This is a genomic window from Nitrincola salilacus (assembly GCF_046271865.1).
Classification (GTDB): Bacteria; Pseudomonadota; Gammaproteobacteria; order Pseudomonadales; family Balneatricaceae; genus Nitrincola; species Nitrincola salilacus.
This window is the reverse complement of record NZ_CP176580.1, coordinates 1,155,461-1,172,568: the sequence shown is the minus strand read 5'-3', so window position 1 is coordinate 1,172,568 and position 17,108 is coordinate 1,155,461. Positions and strand designations below refer to the sequence as shown.

General features: G+C 53.5%; 13 protein-coding genes. 10 read left to right on the top strand and 3 right to left on the bottom strand.

Annotation, left to right across the window (positions count from 1 at the left end; genetic code table 11):
- The first annotated feature begins 70 nt into the window (after positions 1–70).
- The 4 genes from ACK3CJ_RS05445 (at position 71) to nfsA (ending at position 3,965) form a co-directional block, all read left to right on the top strand.
- Positions 71–1,618: a thymidine phosphorylase family protein gene (locus tag ACK3CJ_RS05445; protein WP_409525416.1), complete on the top strand. Its 1,548-nt coding sequence runs from the start codon at positions 71–73 to the stop codon at positions 1,616–1,618.
- The gene (locus ACK3CJ_RS05440) at positions 1,615–2,502 is read left to right on the top strand and encodes a ribose-phosphate pyrophosphokinase (protein ID WP_409525415.1); all 888 of its coding nucleotides are present in this window, start codon (positions 1,615–1,617) and stop codon (positions 2,500–2,502) included. Before ACK3CJ_RS05445 ends, ACK3CJ_RS05440 begins: the two co-directional genes overlap by 4 nt.
- 66 nt (positions 2,503–2,568) lie before the next feature.
- Positions 2,569–3,180 (top strand): alpha-ketoglutarate-dependent dioxygenase AlkB family protein, encoded by a 612-nt coding sequence (locus ACK3CJ_RS05435; RefSeq protein ID WP_409525414.1) that lies wholly within the window; start codon positions 2,569–2,571, stop codon positions 3,178–3,180.
- A gap of 47 nt (positions 3,181–3,227) precedes the next feature.
- On the top strand, positions 3,228–3,965 hold the full coding sequence (gene nfsA / locus ACK3CJ_RS05430) for an oxygen-insensitive NADPH nitroreductase (RefSeq protein ID WP_409525413.1): 738 nt from the start codon (positions 3,228–3,230) through the stop codon (positions 3,963–3,965).
- A gap of 41 nt (positions 3,966–4,006) precedes the next feature.
- On the opposite strand, the gene ACK3CJ_RS05425 is transcribed toward nfsA, so the two are convergent.
- Complete coding sequence (locus ACK3CJ_RS05425; protein ID WP_409525412.1) at positions 4,007–4,444, bottom strand: flavodoxin; 438 nt, start codon at positions 4,442–4,444, stop codon at positions 4,007–4,009.
- Positions 4,445–4,661: 217 nt separating this feature from the next.
- On the opposite strand from ACK3CJ_RS05425, the gene ACK3CJ_RS05420 reads away from it, so the two are divergent.
- From ACK3CJ_RS05420 to metE, 3 genes are all read left to right on the top strand, one after another.
- Positions 4,662–5,003: a hypothetical protein gene (locus tag ACK3CJ_RS05420; RefSeq protein ID WP_409525411.1), complete on the top strand. Its 342-nt coding sequence runs from the start codon at positions 4,662–4,664 to the stop codon at positions 5,001–5,003.
- 126 nt (positions 5,004–5,129) lie between these two features.
- Positions 5,130–6,209 carry a CobW family GTP-binding protein gene (locus ACK3CJ_RS05415; protein ID WP_409525410.1) on the top strand — a complete coding sequence of 360 codons (1,080 nt, stop codon included), beginning with the start codon at positions 5,130–5,132 and terminating at the stop codon, positions 6,207–6,209.
- Between the two features lie 186 nt (positions 6,210–6,395).
- A complete protein-coding gene (gene metE, locus ACK3CJ_RS05410; protein ID WP_409525409.1) occupies positions 6,396–8,669 on the top strand; it encodes a 5-methyltetrahydropteroyltriglutamate--homocysteine S-methyltransferase in 2,274 nt (757 codons plus the stop codon).
- Positions 8,670–8,796: 127 nt separating this feature from the next.
- Here the strand turns inward: metE and ACK3CJ_RS05405 are convergent, their stop codons facing one another.
- Both ACK3CJ_RS05405 and ACK3CJ_RS05400 read right to left on the bottom strand, forming a co-directional pair.
- Positions 8,797–9,006: a cold-shock protein gene (locus tag ACK3CJ_RS05405; RefSeq protein WP_151703746.1), complete on the bottom strand. Its 210-nt coding sequence runs from the start codon at positions 9,004–9,006 to the stop codon at positions 8,797–8,799.
- 812 nt (positions 9,007–9,818) lie between these two features.
- Positions 9,819–10,748 carry an exopolyphosphatase gene (locus ACK3CJ_RS05400; RefSeq protein WP_409525408.1) on the bottom strand — a complete coding sequence of 310 codons (930 nt, stop codon included), beginning with the start codon at positions 10,746–10,748 and terminating at the stop codon, positions 9,819–9,821.
- A 242-nt stretch (positions 10,749–10,990) separates the two neighbouring features.
- Between ACK3CJ_RS05400 and ACK3CJ_RS05395 the strand changes: the two genes are divergently transcribed.
- The 3 genes from ACK3CJ_RS05395 (at position 10,991) to pgi (ending at position 17,092) form a co-directional block, all read left to right on the top strand.
- A complete protein-coding gene (locus tag ACK3CJ_RS05395) occupies positions 10,991–12,091 on the top strand; it encodes an efflux RND transporter periplasmic adaptor subunit (RefSeq protein ID WP_409525407.1) in 1,101 nt (366 codons plus the stop codon).
- 1 nt (position 12,092) lies between these two features.
- Positions 12,093–15,146: an efflux RND transporter permease subunit gene (locus ACK3CJ_RS05390; protein WP_409525406.1), complete on the top strand. Its 3,054-nt coding sequence runs from the start codon at positions 12,093–12,095 to the stop codon at positions 15,144–15,146.
- A 266-nt stretch (positions 15,147–15,412) separates the two neighbouring features.
- Positions 15,413–17,092, top strand: coding sequence for a glucose-6-phosphate isomerase (gene pgi / locus ACK3CJ_RS05385; protein WP_409525405.1), 1,680 nt, complete (start codon positions 15,413–15,415; stop codon positions 17,090–17,092).
- Positions 17,093–17,108: the final 16 nt, after the last annotated feature.

Sequence of the window (17,108 nt, the reverse complement as noted above, 5' to 3'; positions counted from 1 at the left end):
GCTGTAAAGCGCTCTTTTTCCGACTTCGCCAGCTCTCTGCCAAAGAAGCTCTGCCAAGGATTACCGCTGCATGATCTATTCACCCGAAAAGCTTGCTCCTCTGCGTGCCACGCGCCTCGGTATTGATACCCATCACGAACCCACTCTGTATCTTCGGGCCGACAGTCCGGTGTGCCGTTCGGAAGGCTTTGATTCGCTGCCCCGTGTCAAAGCCACCAGCGCAGACCGACGGCTTATCATCGCCTCTCTGAACATGATCACCAGCGAACTGCTGGATGACGATCAGGTCGGTTTTTCCGAAAGTGCCTGGCAAATGCTGCAGGTTGAGGAAAATGACTCCATCTGGCTGTCACACCCACGCCCGGTTCACTCCCTGTCGCATGTTCGTGCCAAGGTCTATGGGCATAGGCTGGATCAGGAGCAGTTGCAGGCGATCATCGATGATATCGTCGGCGGCTATTATGCTGATGTGCAACTGGCGGCTTTCATCACCGCCTGTGGCGATGACAAGCTGGATGATGAGGAGATCACCTCACTGACCCGCGCCATGGTCAACGCTGGCAGCCGTATCGACTGGAAACTGCCGCTGGTGCTGGACAAACACTGTGTCGGGGGCTTGCCGGGCAACCGCACAACACCGATCGTGATCCCGATTCTGACCGCCTGCGGCATCACCATCCCCAAAACATCATCTCGTGCCATCACCTCACCCGCCGGTACCGCCGACACTATGGAGACGTTGACCAACGTCAGCCTCTCTCTGGATGAGATGCGAGAAGTGGTCAGCAAGGTTGGAGGCTGCCTGGCCTGGGGTGGATCAGTCAAACTCAGCCCGGCTGATGATCTGCTGATACAGGTGGAGCGCGCGCTGGATATCGACAGTGAAGGCCAGTTGATCGCATCGGTGCTGTCGAAAAAAATCGCAGCCGGTGCCACTCATGTACTGATCGACATTCCAGTCGGCCCGACCGCCAAGGTCAGAACCCAGGAAGCCGCGAATAATCTGGCCCGCAGCTTCAAGGCTGTCGCTGAAAACCTGGGACTGGTGATCAGTGTACTCTACACCGACGGCACTGAGCCGGTCGGCCGCGGCATAGGTCCGGCGCTGGAGGCTCATGATATTCTGGCAGTTCTGCAGAACCTGCCCGGCGCCCCGGTCGATCTGAAAGAGCGCGCCACATTAATCGCCGGCGCGATGCTGGAGATGGTGCAACCACTGGAGCCTGGCGAAGGGCAGAAAATCGCGCTGTCGCAGCTGGAGTCCGGTGCTGCCTGGAACAAGTTCATGGCGATCTGCGCAGCTCAGGGCGGTATGAAGATCCCCCCGATTGCTCCCTACCGATTCGCTTTGATTACAGAGCAGCCCTGCACGGTCACAGGTATCGATAACCGCCAACTGGCCAAGGTCGCCAAGCTGGCAGGTGCCCCGGCTGACCCTGCGGCAGGGGTTGAGCTGCATGTAAAAGTCGGTGATCGGGTCGAGGCCAATACCGCCCTGATGACCATACATGCCGAGAGTGTCGGCGAGCTCAACTACGCGGTTGACTATCTGAACGACCACCCACGGGTTATCATCTTCACCGATGAAGACAATGGATTTCAGGACGACCCATCATGACACGACTACTGTTCAACCTTGATTCCGATCCCGCACTGGGTGCCCTGCTCTGCCAGCAACTGGGTGCCAAAGCCGGTGAGCTGGAGCAGCGACGTTTTCCGGATGGGGAGAGCTATCTGCGTGTTCACGATGACTGTGCCGACAAGGATATCGTGGTGTTCTGCAACCTTTTCCATCCGGATGACAAGCTGCTCAGGCTGCTGTTTCTGGCGGATACCCTGCGTGAACTGGGTGCACGGCGCCTCTGTCTGATCACCCCCTACCTGGCCTATATGCGACAGGACAAACGCTTTCATGCCGGAGAGTGCGTCAGCTCCCGTCCCTTCGCCGCACTGCTGTCACGGGCGTTCGACTGCCTGGTAACCATGGACCCGCATCTGCATCGTTATCATGATCTGTCTGAGCTTTACTCACTCTCTGCCAGAGCGATCACGGCAGCGCCACTGATCGCCAACTGGATCAAAAACCGTATCCCTCAGCCCCTGCTGATCGGACCGGACAGTGAGAGTGAACAGTGGGTCAGTGAAGTGGCAAGGCTGGCGGATGCCCCTTTTCAGATTCTGGAAAAAGAGCGGCGTGGTGATTACGATGTCACGGTTTCCAGCCCTGAGCTGGAGCCCTACCTGAAGCACACACCTGTTCTGGTCGACGATATCATCTCCAGCGGCAAAACCATGCTGAACACCCTGCAACATCTTCGACTGGCTGGCATGCCCAGAGCAACCGTGATCGGCGTGCACGGCATCTTTGCCGGTGATGCCTATCAGAATCTGAGCGCTCAGGCGGATGTCATCACTACCGACTGCATACCGCATGTCAGTAACGCCATCGATACCGCCACCGCGCTGGCCGAAGCGACGCTGGATCTGCTGGCGCTGCCATGAGTCAATCTGCATGAGCCTACCTATATGAGCCTACCTACATGAACCAATCTGCATGAGTCGATCTGCATGAGTCATGTTCAGGCGCCCGACGCCGAGCTGTGTTACTTCCCCGGTTTTATTCCAGCCGATGAAGCCAACCACTTGCAGCAACATCTGATCGAGCAGCTTACCTGGCGACAGGACAGCATCCATCTGTTTGGACAACAGCGACTGATCCCCAGATTGCAGTGCTTTCAAGGTGATGCTGGCCTGACCTACCGCTACTCACGCCTGACATTGAATGCAGAACCCTGGAATCCGGATGTCGCAACTCTGCGTAAACGTCTGCTGGATCTTGGCCATGATTTCAACTGCGTATTGATCAATCTCTATCGTGATGGTAATGACAGTATGGGATGGCACAGCGATGATGAACCAGAACTGGGAACCAACCCGGTGATCGCCTCTCTAAGCCTCGGCCAGACACGTCAATTCAAGATGAGACACAAACAGACAGGCGAGAAGCTGGATATCGCACTGGAACATGGGTCCTTGCTGCTGATGAGCGGCCCCACCCAGCACCACTGGCAGCATGCTATCATGCGCAGCAAGCGCCCCATGTCGGAACGCATCAATCTGACTTTTCGCAGCATCCCAGCTTTGTCCCAGGAAGCTTGCTTCTATAAAAATCAGCCCTGATAAACACGGGCAAGCCATTCACCCAGATTCGGAGACCTGTTATACAGATGAACGACGTTATCAAACTCCTCAATGCACACCGCTCCATTCGAAAATTTACCGATGAAGCAATCGATCAGGCAACAGTGGAAGCGCTGGTTCAGGCGGGTCAATGTGCTGCTACATCAAGCTTTATTCAGGCCTGCACCGTGATTCAGGTCAGTCAGGGTGAGGTACGCGACCGGCTGGCAGTCTGCGCAGGCAATCAGGCGTATGTGGCCAGCGCACCTGTTTTTCTGGTGTTCTGTGCCGATATGAAGCGCCTGAAACTGGCCTGTGATATGCATGATGCCGAAATGCTCAGCGGCTACACCGAACAGTTCATTACCACCTCACTCGACTGTGCGCTGTTTGCCCAGAACGTTGTGATCGCTGCAGAATCGCTGGAGCTCGGTTGCACCTATATCGGCGGCATACGCAATCAGATAGCAGAAGTGGCAGATCTGTTGGAACTGCCGGAGCTGGTTTATCCGGTGTTTGGATTGTGTATCGGATACCCGGCACAGGACCCGGAAGCCAAGCCTCGCCTGCCACTGTCAGTGATCCTGAAACATGAACGTTACAACGATTCGGAGGATCAAAGCAGGATTACCGAGTATGACCAGCATGTCCGGGAATACTACGCCACCCGTACCGGCGGTCAGAAATCGATGACCTGGAGCGAACAGATGTCCGGCATGCTGGTGAAGGAATCGCGTCCACACATGCTGCCTTTTCTGCAGTCACGCGGGTTTATCAAGCACTGAATGACAGAGAGCCGAACTCAGATCCGAACTCTGATCCGAACTCAGATCAGAGTTTTCCAGCTCTGCAGCCAGGTGATCGCCTCACCTTCCGGGTCGGCCGTCTCGCAGGCATCTATAAACAGGGCTTCGCCCAGCCTTTCAGCCTGCAACTCCTGCAGCAACTCATCAAACTGTTTACCGGCATCGGCAAAGGTCTCATAGGAGCTATCACCCAGCGCAATCAAGCCATAGCGCCGGCCCGGCATCAACGGGAAACGATCCTTCAATTCGCTGAACAGCGGTACCAGATTATCCGGGATATCCCCCTGCCCCGTAGTAGAGGTACAGACCAACAGCACCGAATCAGGCTTTGCCATCACCTCGTCAACAGTCGGCAATGTCAGCACCTCGACCTGATGACCATCACCGCGCAACATCTCGGCGCACTCCTCAGCAACCGATGAACTGTTGCCATATACCGAACCCACGAGAATTGTCACCTCAGCCGCCACTGTTTTTCCCCTTAATCTGAATAGATGGCATTTTCAAAGCTGATGATGATAAATGAAATGACGTCCGGATAACACGGACAGCCTGAGCGGGCATCTATCGAGATGCTGAATTTACTCACCACGCCCTGCAACCGGGGCGATTATCTTCTATGCTTAACAGGTAAGCTTATAGCTCTGCCAAGCATCCTTAACCGAGAGTTGAATTATGTCCGACGATTATTTCAGTACGCTACTGCGAAACCTGGAAGACAATGCCAAACATCGATCAGGAAGAGAGCCCTTTCCCACGCAAATAGACCATGAGGATCTGATCCGCCTGAAAGCCTTGGCTGAGGTGTATGATATTGATATTCATGATCTGTGTGCAGCGCTTTTTCATACCATGCTGCAGGAGCTTGAAGCGCGCATGCCCTATCGTCCAGGTACCGAAATTATCCGCATGGAGGATGGTGATCCTGTCTATGAAGACGTCGGACCCATGCCACGGTACCTGTCTATCATTCGACGCCTGGAGGCGGAAGGAGCAGGCGGCGACACAAAACATTGAGTTGCACGCACCAGCTCAACCGAGTCCAAACGATGCTTGATTTACAACAGCAGACACATGACAATTGTTACTTTATAACACAAGCAAGGCTATACAGTGTCTGACGCATCCGCATCATATAGACCGATGCCTGAAAAGGTACCCACCAATATCATCACCGGTTTTCTGGGAACAGGCAAAACCACAGCGATCAATCACCTGCTGCAAACCAAACCGGAGAATGAGCGCTGGGCGATACTGGTCAATGAGTTCGGGCAGGTAGGTCTGGATGAAGCACTGATTCCCGATCAGGACGGCTTGTTCATCAAGGAGTTGGCAGGTGGCTGTGTCTGCTGCGCACTAGGGCCTGCGCTGACTATCAATCTGGCAATGCTATTGCGCCGCGCCAAACCACACCGCCTGCTGATCGAACCGACAGGATTAGGTCATCCCAGTGGGATAGTGGACACCCTGAAAGGGATCTCCTTCTGCGACGTGATAGATCTGCGCAGTATCATCTGTCTGCTGGATCCCGGTGTGCTGGAGCATCCGCAGATCATGGCTCATGAGACTTTTTCGGATCAGCTGTCTTTAGCGGATGTGATCGTGCTGAACAAGTGTGATCTGCGCCCAGCCGAACTTGTTCAGGAAGCCGAAAGACGTTCACGTGCTCTCTTCCCGCCCAAGCAGACGGTTGTCCGTACTGAATACGGCGTGTTTCCGGCTGCGTTGCTGGATCTGGTCTGTAATGAGCAACTGGAGCAGGTGTTTCCCGGCCAGCAGCCTGCGCAACAGCAAAAACAGGCGCACCAAAAAGATGAGCACAAGCTACACGCTCACTCTCATTCGCACAACCATTCTCAATCACACGATCACAGCGATGCTCATGGCCAAACCGCTCAGATACAACCCCAGCCAGGGCAACCGGTTAATCTGACCGGGCATAACGATGGTTATTACAGCAGTGGTTGGGTATTTCATGTTAATGATCAATTTGACCTGAAGCGCGTGACGCAGTGGCTGGAACAGGTCCCCGGGGCAGTCAGGATCAAGGCAGCCCTGCAAGGCAGCGAGCGCTGGATCAGTTACAACCGTGTTGGCAGCGACAGCTCAACACAATCACTGGCTTGGCGTCGTGATTCACGCATCGAGATCATCTCCACCACTGAGCCTCAGCTTGATGAGCAGCGCAGCGCTCTGCTGGCATGTCTTAACTCTGTTTTCTGAACCGGCTTCCTGAACCTGTTCCTGCACTTATTGAGCACCAGCCCCTGCACTGTAATACAGGGGCTGACCACATTAGAGTGAATTACATGCATCATAATCTGAATTAATATCAATTTTATTCACTTTGAATTCACTTCATACTACTCCTGTGTTTTACGTATCCATTATTATCACCAGGAGGACAGGATGACCTGTTTACATACGCTCGGATTTCCGCGCATCGGACCAAAACGTGAGCTAAAACTGGCTCTGGAAGGTTACTGGAAGGGCACACTCTGTGCTGAACAACTTCAGGCGCAGGCTAAAAACTTGCGCGAACAGAACTGGAAGATCCAGCATGAGACCGGGCTTGATCTGGTAACCGTGAATGACTTTTCACTCTACGATCAGGTGCTGGATCACTCTCTACTGTTTGGTATTGTGCCATCACGCTTCCATCACCAGAGTGCCAACAACGAACTGGACAACTACTTCCGCATGGCCCGCGGTCGGGCACCCAGTGGAGGCGATACTCGTGCCTGCGAGATGACCAAGTGGTTCGATACTAACTATCACTATCTGGTGCCCGAACTGTCGAGCAGCCAGCAGTTCACCCTCAACCCTGCCAAACTGCTGACAGAGATCGCTGAAGCACGTGCCCTGGGTTATCAGCCCAAGCCAGTATTGATAGGTCCACTGACACTGCTGTGGTTGTCAAAGTGCGAACAGGATGGTTTCGATAAACTCTCGCTACTGCCAGCTTTGTTGCAGCAATACAAAGCCCTGCTCAGCCAGTTGGCGGATGTCGGCATTGAGTGGGTACAGATAGATGAACCGGCACTGGTACTGGAGCTGACCTCCGACTGGCAGGACGCCTATCGTCTTGCTTATGCCGAGCTCAACCGAATCCCTCCCCGGATACTACTGACCACCTATTTTGGCACCTTGCAGGACAATCTGGACCTTGCACTGTCGTTGCCGGTCGCCGGGTTACATCTGGATGCGGTGCGCGGTGGCGACGAATTTCTGAAAGCGGCTGCAACGCTCAGATCGGATCAGGTTCTCTCAATCGGCGTGGTCGATGGGCGCAATATCTGGATCAGCGACCTGAACCCGATTCTGGAAAAACTCAAGCCGCTGGCTGTGAAGCTGGGCAACAGGCTCTGGATAGCGCCCTCCTGCTCTCTGTTACACAGCCCGGTTGATCTGGCATCAGAAACAAAACTGGATACCGAACTGAAACAGTGGCTGGCCTTTGCCGTTCAGCGTCTTGATGAGATCAAGACTCTGCGTCTGGGCCTGCAGGGCAAGGGGCAGGATCGGCTGCTGCAAAATGCTGAAGCGATCACTGCACGCCGTCAGTCAGAGCGCGTCAATAACCCAGCAGTACAGCTGCGTGTTGCCTGCCTGAATCAGGACGACAGTGAGCGCGAATCCGTTTACCCATTGCGAGCGGCTCAGCAACAAAAGCGCCTGCAACTGCCTGCTCTGCCCACCACAACTATTGGCTCCTTCCCACAGACACAAGGGATCCGCAGTGTTCGTGCCAGTTTCAAAAGCGGCAAGCTGGATGAAACAAAGTACACGGCAGCCATCAAGGATGAGATAAAGCTGTGTATAAGGCGTCAGGAAGAACTGGGACTGGATATGCTGGTGCACGGTGAAGCCGAGCGTAACGACATGGTGGAATACTTCGGTGAACAACTGCAGGGGTATGGCACTACTGAATTCGGCTGGGTGCAGTCCTATGGATCACGTTGTGTGAAACCGCCTTTCATCTATGGTGATGTACAGCGCTCAGCGCCCATGACAGTGGCATGGACGCGCTATGCACAATCACTTACCGGAAAACCGGTCAAAGGGATGCTGACAGGCCCCGTCACGATGCTGCAATGGGCTTTCGTGCGCGACGATCAACCGCGCGAAACGACTTGTTTGCAGATTGCGTTGGCCTTGCGTGATGAAGTGTGTGATCTGGAAAGATCTGGCATTGCGGCAATCCAGATAGACGAACCGGCATTTCGTGAAGGATTGCCCCTGCGCAGCAGAGACTGGTCGACCTATCTGGAATATGCTGCAAGAGCTTTCCGTATCAGCGCCAGTGGCGTGCGTGACGAAACACAGATCCACACCCATATGTGCTATTCGGAGTTCAACGATATCATCGGCTCTATAGCTGCCATGGATGCGGATGTAATCACTATCGAAACCAGCCGCTCCAATATGGAGCTGCTGTCAGCCTTTATCGATTTTGAATACCCGAACGAAATTGGGCCTGGCGTATATGATATTCACAGCCCGAATATTCCTGCCGTCGAGGAGATGGTGAACCTGATCGAGAAGGCTGCGCGCTATATTCCAGTTGAGCGCCTCTGGGTAAACCCAGATTGCGGACTGAAAACCAGAACCTGGGATGAAGTGATACCCTGCCTGGACAACATGATGCAGGCGGTCAGAATTTTGCGTGGGAAGCTAAGCTGAGGTAGTTCTAAGTAGTTCTAAGTAGTTATAGACAGCTCTTAGATAGCGCAGATATGCGCTGAACAAAGCCAGAAAAGAAAAAAGACAGTGGATGCCAGGCATTCACTGTCTTTTCAGGAAAATTTCTTCAGACTACAGTGACGTTTTCAGCCTGAGGACCTTTCTGACCCTGAACGACTTCAAATGTTACTTGCTGATTTTCCTGCAGTGAGCGGCGGCCATTTCCGTTGATTGCGCGGAAGTGTACGAATACATCCGGACCGTTTTCCTGCTGAATGAAACCAAATCCTTTTTCATCGTTAAACCATTTAACGGTGCCGGTAACGAGCTGTGACATGTTTTGCCTCTTACTTTTACGTCTTTGCCATCGAGTGGCATTTTTCTAAAAGACCGGAAAATCCGATCCCAAATTGAGTTTGATCCTTTTCACTTCACGCCCCAGCAGTATTCACTGACCGAATTACGCTTTGCTTTGGATCAAGGTAAGTCCTGAGGCGCATGGCAACCATCAGATAACCTACCGTTCCGGCACTCAGGAGTGTTAACCACTCATGAATGCTGAACCCTGTTTTGATTATGCAGCCAAAAACTCTCGGCCTGACATCTTGCAGACAGGCTGGTGGGCTACATGATCTGAATCAGCTTCGTTACATTCAAGGCTAAGAAAAAATTGCTTCAGTTCCATGAACACAACATGACTGTATAAAGATGGCACATCAGGCATGAGTGACAGGAAATTCGAGTGAGTGGAGTTCAAACGAAGTACGCGACATATCGGCAGCAGGTGCCGGTATGGAACTGAAAGGTTGAACAGGCTTGCTGTTTCAATTTTACAAGTGGGGAGATACCCACAACATTTTTCTAGCATCAAAATCTGTATAACTCTGTTCCAGTCGTTGAACTGGTTTACCCGGCTAAAAACCGATGGCAAGCCACCGAATCAAACATCAGATATTGGCCGGTATTTATCCGATGAATTTCATAATACACCTGTTTTTTCTAAATACAATCCTTGCACTCTTTTTTTGTTGAATCAGCAGCCTGCAAGGTTTTAAACCAGAAAAGCACCCAAATGTGCCACTTCAACCCGGCTCCTGCAGTGCTGCCCGGATGCCCCAAACAGGACACCCGACAACACCTGCTCAATCATCAACCGTCGTTGTTGATACGGCTGACCAATTCCTGCAATACCCGCTCTGCCTGGTCGTTTTCAACCTGACAGGTACCTGCCGCATGATGGCCTCCACCACCGTAACCCAACATCAGCTCACCGACATTGGTGTTTGAACTGCGGTCAAAAATCGACTTACCGGTGGCAAAAACGGTGTTCTGTTTCTGCAGCCCCCAGAGTACATGAATGGAGATATTACACTGTGGATACATCGCATAAATGACAAAGCGGTTACCCGCCCAGATACTCTCTTCGTTACGCAGATCCAGCACCACCAGATTACCGTGTACGGTTGCACAGCGACTGATCTGCTCCTTGAACTTCTTCTCCTGTTCGAAATATAGATCCACACGTTCACGCACATCCGGCAGTGCCAGAATCTCCTCAATCGTGTGATTTTTGCAGTAATCGATCAGATCCATCATCAGGTTGTAGTTGGAAATACGGAATTCACGAAAACGTCCGAGACCGGTACGGGCATCCATCAGGAAGTTCAACAGTGGCCAACCGGTCGGATTCAGTACCTCCTCAGGCGAGAACTGAGCTGAATCCCCTTTATCCACGGCATCCATCATCTCATCCCAAGCCACCGGGAAAGCACCGTGTCCACCATAGTGCTTCCATACAACGCGTGCTGCCGAAGGCGCATCCGGGTCTATGATGTGGTTATCGCGCTTCTCATTGCGCAGTGTTTCGGACAGATGGTGGTCGAAAGCCAGATAAACACCCTCTACAAATGGCAGGTTGGTGGAGATATCGTTACCTGTGATAGCAACACTGCCATCCTGCATATCCTTCGGGTGAACAAATTTGATGTCATCAATCAGATCCAGATGCTTAAGCAGCACCGCACAAACCAGGCCATCAAAATCACTGCGCGTTACCAGTCGATACTTTTGCGCTGCCATAACCGATTTTCATCCTCTGTTTGTCAGTTGAACTCGTCAATCTTGAACATACCCGCAAACCGGCAAAATAAAAAGTCTGCATCTATGACTTTTAGCACTAACAGTGGAAAATTTCATAAGGGTATGATCAGGATCATGCTGCAGCGTCCTCCATAACCCTGCATTGTGCTATTTTAGAACACTTGTCATGTTGCTATGTTACCAGTCGATAAAGCCTTTTCATTACAAACAGGATGTTATCCATGCAACACCCCGTGCTACTGCGTTTGCGTCGCGCCAGTTCCGTACTGATAGCGCTGACTCTGTTTGTGCTGCTCGCTATCTGGCTCAGCAGCGGTACGATTCAACAGGCCAGCTCTGTCGCGCCGGAAAAGCCCGACACGATACCAGTATCTCTGTTGCGAGTGGAAACCGAGCTATTCACTGCTCAACCCTATCAACCTGTACTGGTAGCTCAGGGTCAGATACAACCCTTTCGCAGTAGCCAGATCACTTCGCAGATCAACGGCACCCTTCGCACATTAGCCGTCGAACAGGGCTCAGTAGCCAGCGCCGGGACACTTCTGATACAGCTGGCTGAAGAGAACCGTCCCGATGAAGTTGCCAAAAGTGAAGCCAATCTCAAACTGAGAGAGTCGGAGCTGGCATCCGGGCAACGCCTGCGACGTGATAACCTTCTGTCAGAAACTGAATTGTTGCGCTTGGGTGCAGCGGCGAAAACCGCCAGTGCTGAGCTGGCAGCTGCCAGGCTAGAGCTGGCACACACTCGCATCGAAGCACCTTTCAGCGGCATTGTTGATGAACTGCCAGTCGAGATCGGTGATCATATCCAGGCAGGACAGATGCTGATGCGCATGGTAGATATCGACAAGCTAAAGCTGACCGCGCAGATCCCGCAACAACAGGTGGCCGACCTGACACCGGGTCTTGATGTCACCGTGACCTTGCTAAATGGCCAACAATTAAGTGGCAAACTGACCTTCATCGCCAGCCTGGCTGACAGCAACACCCGCAGTTTCCGCATAGAAGCCAGCATTGACAACCCCGACCGTCTTCGCGTCGCTGGTGCCAGCGCCACCGTCAGTATCTCCCTTCCCAGACAGCAGGCACATCGAATCTCGCCAGCTTTACTGGCCCTCAATAATGAGGGTCTGCCGGGTCTTTATGCGGTCGATGATGAGCAAAGGGTCCGCTTTATGCCGCTGCGCCTGCTCAGTATCGACAATGAAGGCGCCTGGGCCGGTGGCTTACCAGAGGAGCTTGAGGTGATCACCCTCGGAGCTGGTTTTGCCAGCGAAGGTGAGCAGGTTGAAGCGATCCGACGCTCCGAGGAGTCCAGTTGATATGGCAAGCCTGATCGGCGCATTCCTCAACCGTGGCCGCGCCACCCTGATGACCTTTCTGTTTCTGCTCGCCGGCGGTCTGATGGCCTATCAGATCATTCCTAAAGAGGCGAATCCAGACGTCACTATACCGATGATCTATGTCTCGATGAATCTTGATGGCATCAGCCCGGAAGATGCCGAAAGACTGCTGGTTCGGCCGATGGAACAGGAGTTACGTGCACTGGAGGGGATCAAAAAAATGACCTCCACCGCCGGTGAAAGTCACTCCTCTGTAATGCTGGAATTCGACGCCGGGTTTAACCCTCGCCAGGCATTGCAGGATGTGCGTGAAAAGGTGGATACGGCGCGCAGCAAACTGCCAGCCGAAGCGGATGAGCCGGTGGTGCACGAGATCAATGTGGCACTCTTCCCGGTGCTATCCATCGCCATCTCCGGGCCACTGCAGGAGCAGGAGCTGATCTATATCGCCAGACGTATGAAAGATGAGATTGAGGGCATTCCCGAAGTACTGGAGGTGGATATCGGCGGCGACCGGGAGGATATGCTGGAAATTATCGTCAACCCTCAGGTGCTGGACAGTTACAACATAGACTACAACCAGCTCTTCACTCTGGTCAGTCGCAACAACCGTCTGGTGGCTGCCGGCTCCCTGGACACCGGTGCTGGCCGCATGGCGATGAAAGTACCCGGAGTTATTGAAAACCTCGAAGATATCATGTCCATGCCGATCAAGGTTGATGGCGATACCGTCGTCACCTTCGGGGATGTCGCCGTGATGCGGCGCACCTTCAAGGATCCTACAGGCTTTGCCCGTATCAACGGGCAGCCGGGAGTGGTGCTGGAGATCAGTAAACGTGCAGGTGCCAACATCATCGCCACCATCGATCAGGTCAAGCAGGTGATTGAGCAGGCCCGCCCCTTGCTGCCGGAAGGGGTCGCATTCGATACCATCCTGGACCAGTCTGTAGAGGTCGAGAACATTCTTGAGGACCTGCTGAACAATGTCCTGACCGCCGTGGTCATGGTGCTGATTCTGATCATTGCCACGATGGGTCCGCGCTCTGCACTGATGGTCGGCATCACCATCCCCGGCGCCTTTCTGACCGGTATTCTGATGATCTGGGCGATCGGTTTCACCCTGAATATCATCGTTTTGTTCTCACTGATACTGGTGGCTGGCATGCTGGTGGATGGCGCCATCGTTGTCAGCGAGCTGGCGGATCGTAACCTGCGCGATGGGCAGTCACCGCATCAGGCCTGGCTAGGTGCAGCCAGTCGCATGAGCTGGCCGGTCATCGCCTCCACGGCAACCACCCTGTCGGTATTTGTTCCACTGCTGTTCTGGCCGGGCGTAGTCGGCGAGTTCATGAAGTATCTGCCGGCAACCGTCATCCTCTGCCTGCTCGCGTCTCTGGCCATGGCACTTATATTTTTACCGGCCATGGGCCGCATCACCAGTCGCTCCCTCCCGGCGCGAGAAGCTTATGCGCCCAACCTGCTGATGCGCGCTTACAGAAAGTTGCTCGATGCGATGCTGCATCGCCCGCTGCTGAGTTTTTTCGGCATGATGCTGTTGATCGGACTGATCTATACCGGTTACGCGCGCTTTAATCATGGCGTCGAATTTTTTCCAAGTCTTGAGCCGGAAACACTACAACTACAGGTACGTGCCAGAGGTGATCTCTCAGTTCATGAAAAGGATCAGATCATGCAAAGAGTTGAGCAACGCCTGCTCACCCTGCCCGAAGTGGATGCCCTCTATACTCGTACCTTTGCCGCGGCCTCCGGCCAGATGGGTACCGATGTGATCGGCATCCTGCAGTTCCAGCTGATCGACTGGCACCAGCGGCGAAAAGCCAGTCTGATCATGGATGACATGCGAGAGCTGACCGCCGACATCCATGGTGTGATGCTGGAGTTTCGCGAACAGGAGCAAGGACCCGGTGGCGGTAAACCAGTGGACCTTCAGGTCAGTGCTGATACGCCAGCTTTAATCATTGAAGGGGTCGAGATACTGCGCACCGAGATGCAGCGACTCGGTGGGTTTGTCGATATAGAGGACGACCGGACGCTACCGGGTATTGAATGGCGCTTCCGAGTCAATCGCGAAGCCGCCGCGCGTCTGGGTGCCGATGTACTGAGCGTCGGCAATGCCGTGCAACTGATCACCAATGGTCTGATGCTGGCTACCTATAGACCCGAAGATGCCGCAGATGAAGTGGATATTCGCGTCCGCCTGCCCGGCAACTGGAGATCGGTGGATCAGCTATCCCGACTGACGCTCAACACCTCCAGAGGCCAGGTGCCGCTCAGCCATTTTGTGGAACTGGAGCCAGCACCGAAGATCGGTACGCTGCATCGTATCAATGGTGAACGTGCGATCTCGGTCAAGGCCGATATCGCTGACGGCTATCGACTGGATGAATGGTTGCAGGCTCTTACAGCCAGCTACGAACTGCTGCCAGCGGGGGTCAGAGTCGGGATCGCAGGGGAAGATGCGGATCAGCGAGAAGCTGCACAGTTCCTGATCAGTGCGTTCATTGTCGCCGTGTTTCTGATGATGCTGTTCCTGGTGATCCAGTTCAACAGCCTTTATCAGACAATGCTCGTACTCTCTGCCGTCGTGTTTTCGACCGCAGGCGTGCTGCTGGGACTGCTGTTGAATGGCCAGTCCTTCGGCATTGTCATGGTGGGTATGGGGATCATTGCGCTGGCCGGAATAGTGGTGAATAACAACATCATTCTGATAGACACCTATAATCTGATGAGAAGCGAGGGCATGGACGCCCGCGAAGCGGCGTTGGAGACCGGCTGCCTGCGTCTGCGCCCTGTGCTGCTGACCGCCGTTACCACGATCCTCGGCCTGATACCGATGGTGTTGAGTGTTAACGTCAATCTGCTGGAACCCAGTCTTGGCCTGGGAGCCCCCTCTACACAGTGGTGGACACAGCTTTCAAGTGCCATTGCCGGTGGATTGAGCTTTGCCACGCTGCTGACACTACTGCTCACCCCCTGCATGCTGGTGCTCGGTGCCAGACTTTTCAAGCGTTGAGTCGAAAAGTCTGGCTGTTCAGACCGACCTTACCTCAGAGCAGGAAGCCTCAGAGCAAGAAGCAATAGACTACGGCTCAATATGATTAATATTGTATAATTTACGTCAATATGTACATATTTTAAGTTTTATAGTGATTTTAATTGGTAAATTTAGTAAATTAAAACCAATAACTCACAATCGCTACCAATGGCCCGACCATCACCCTATCCGGCCTGATCGATAATACTTACACCTGATCGATAATAAATAGAAAGGATCCAGTTATGAGTCACATCTATGAAACCGACGCCTGGCTTCACCTGCAACAGCTGGCTGAAAGGGCACGCAGCACCCATCTGCGCGAACTGTTTGCTGCCGATCCGGATCGCTTTAACAAGATGTCGTTCAGTGTGCAGAACATTCTGCTGGATTACTCGAAAAACCTGATTGATGACGAAACCAAAAATGCATTGCTCGGGCTCGCGCGCGAAGCCAATGTCGATGACTGGCGCCAGCGCATGTTTCAGGGCGATCGGATCAATATCACCGAACGCCGCTCCGTGCTGCACACAGCCCTGCGCAACCGCACTAATACCCCTGTCTATGTTGATGGCAAGAATGTGATGCCCGCCGTAAACAACGAACTGGCGCGCATGAAAAATTTCGTTAACAAGGTACGCAAAGGCCAGTGGCGCGGTTATTCGGGCAAACGCATCACCGATGTTGTTAACCTGGGGATCGGCGGATCGGACCTTGGCCCTCGCATGGTCACACAGGCGCTGAAACCCTATGCCGATGACCGTATCCGCGTGCACTTTGTTTCCAACGTAGATGGTGTCGAGATCGCCAACACGCTGCGCCCACTGAACCCTGAGCGTGTACTCTTCGTGGTGGCCTCGAAAACTTTCACTACCAGCGAGACCATGACCAACGCCAACACCGCGCGCAACTGGCTGATGTCATCGGCCTTTGATGAGCGTGCTGTTGGTAAGCACTTTGTTGCCGTATCCAGCAATCACGAAGCGATCAAGGCGTTCGGCATTGAGCCGGAAAACAGCTTCCAGATGTGGGACTGGGTCGGCGGACGCTTTTCGCTCTGGTCGGCCATTGGTCTGCCAATCGCCCTTTATCTGGGCTTCCGCCAGTTCGAGGAGTTGCTGACAGGCGCTCACGAGATGGACATCCACTTCCGTGACGAACCACTGGAAAAAAATGCACCCGTCATCCTGGCACTGGCCAGCATCTGGAACAGCACGTTCCTCGGTTATCAGTCGCAGGCGATTCTGCCCTACAACTGGCCGCTGGCACGCTTCTCAGCCTATCTGCAGCAGGCGGAGATGGAAAGTAACGGCAAGTCGATCGATCATAATGGTGAACCGGTTCCACACAGGACCGGTGCCATCATCTGGGGTCAATTGGGGATCGACGGCCAGCACGCCTTTTACCAATATCTGCATCAGAGCAACACCATCGTACCGGCTGATTTTATCGGTACCGTCGAAAGCAGCACGCCGGTACCCGGCCATCATGACAATCTGATGGCCAACTTCTTTGCCCAGACAGAAGCTCTGATGAACGGCATCAGTGCAGAAGAGGTGCGCGAAGATCTGCAGAGTAAAGGGCTGCCGGAAGAGGAGATTCAGCGCCTCGTTCCGCATAAGGTTCACTACGGTAACAGACCCACCAACACCCTGCTGCTGCAGCGCCTTGACCCTCGCACGCTGGGTGCTCTGATTGCGCTTTATGAGCATAAGATATTTGTGCAGGGTGTGATCTGGAACATCTGCTCTTTCGATCAGTGGGGTGTTGAGCTGGGCAAGACACTGGCCAAACGGATACTGCCGGAACTGACCGGAGACAAGGAGTTGCTGGCGCATGATGCATCCACCGGCAATCTGATCCGCCATTTCAAACAGCAACGCAAGCTACTGGCGGAAACCTCGAAAATGATCAATAAAAGCTGATATCGACAGGCTTTTA

Bases quoted from the DNA above. Each gene is read 5' to 3' on its own strand.
- ACK3CJ_RS05445 (WP_409525416.1), top strand. From the start codon at position 71: ATGATCTATTCACCCGAAAAGCTTGCTCCTCTGCGTGCCACGCGCCTC.
- ACK3CJ_RS05440 (WP_409525415.1), top strand. From the start codon at position 1,615: ATGACACGACTACTGTTCAACCTTGATTCCGATCCCGCACTGGGTGCC.
- ACK3CJ_RS05435 (WP_409525414.1), top strand. From the start codon at position 2,569: ATGAGTCATGTTCAGGCGCCCGACGCCGAGCTGTGTTACTTCCCCGGT.
- nfsA (WP_409525413.1), top strand. From the start codon at position 3,228: ATGAACGACGTTATCAAACTCCTCAATGCACACCGCTCCATTCGAAAA.
- ACK3CJ_RS05420 (WP_409525411.1), top strand. From the start codon at position 4,662: ATGTCCGACGATTATTTCAGTACGCTACTGCGAAACCTGGAAGACAAT.
- ACK3CJ_RS05415 (WP_409525410.1), top strand. From the start codon at position 5,130: ATGCCTGAAAAGGTACCCACCAATATCATCACCGGTTTTCTGGGAACA.
- metE (WP_409525409.1), top strand. From the start codon at position 6,396: ATGACCTGTTTACATACGCTCGGATTTCCGCGCATCGGACCAAAACGT.
- ACK3CJ_RS05405 (WP_151703746.1), bottom strand. From the start codon at position 9,006: ATGTCACAGCTCGTTACCGGCACCGTTAAATGGTTTAACGATGAAAAA.
- ACK3CJ_RS05400 (WP_409525408.1), bottom strand. From the start codon at position 10,748: ATGGCAGCGCAAAAGTATCGACTGGTAACGCGCAGTGATTTTGATGGC.
- ACK3CJ_RS05395 (WP_409525407.1), top strand. From the start codon at position 10,991: ATGCAACACCCCGTGCTACTGCGTTTGCGTCGCGCCAGTTCCGTACTG.
- ACK3CJ_RS05390 (WP_409525406.1), top strand. From the start codon at position 12,093: ATGGCAAGCCTGATCGGCGCATTCCTCAACCGTGGCCGCGCCACCCTG.
- pgi (WP_409525405.1), top strand. From the start codon at position 15,413: ATGAGTCACATCTATGAAACCGACGCCTGGCTTCACCTGCAACAGCTG.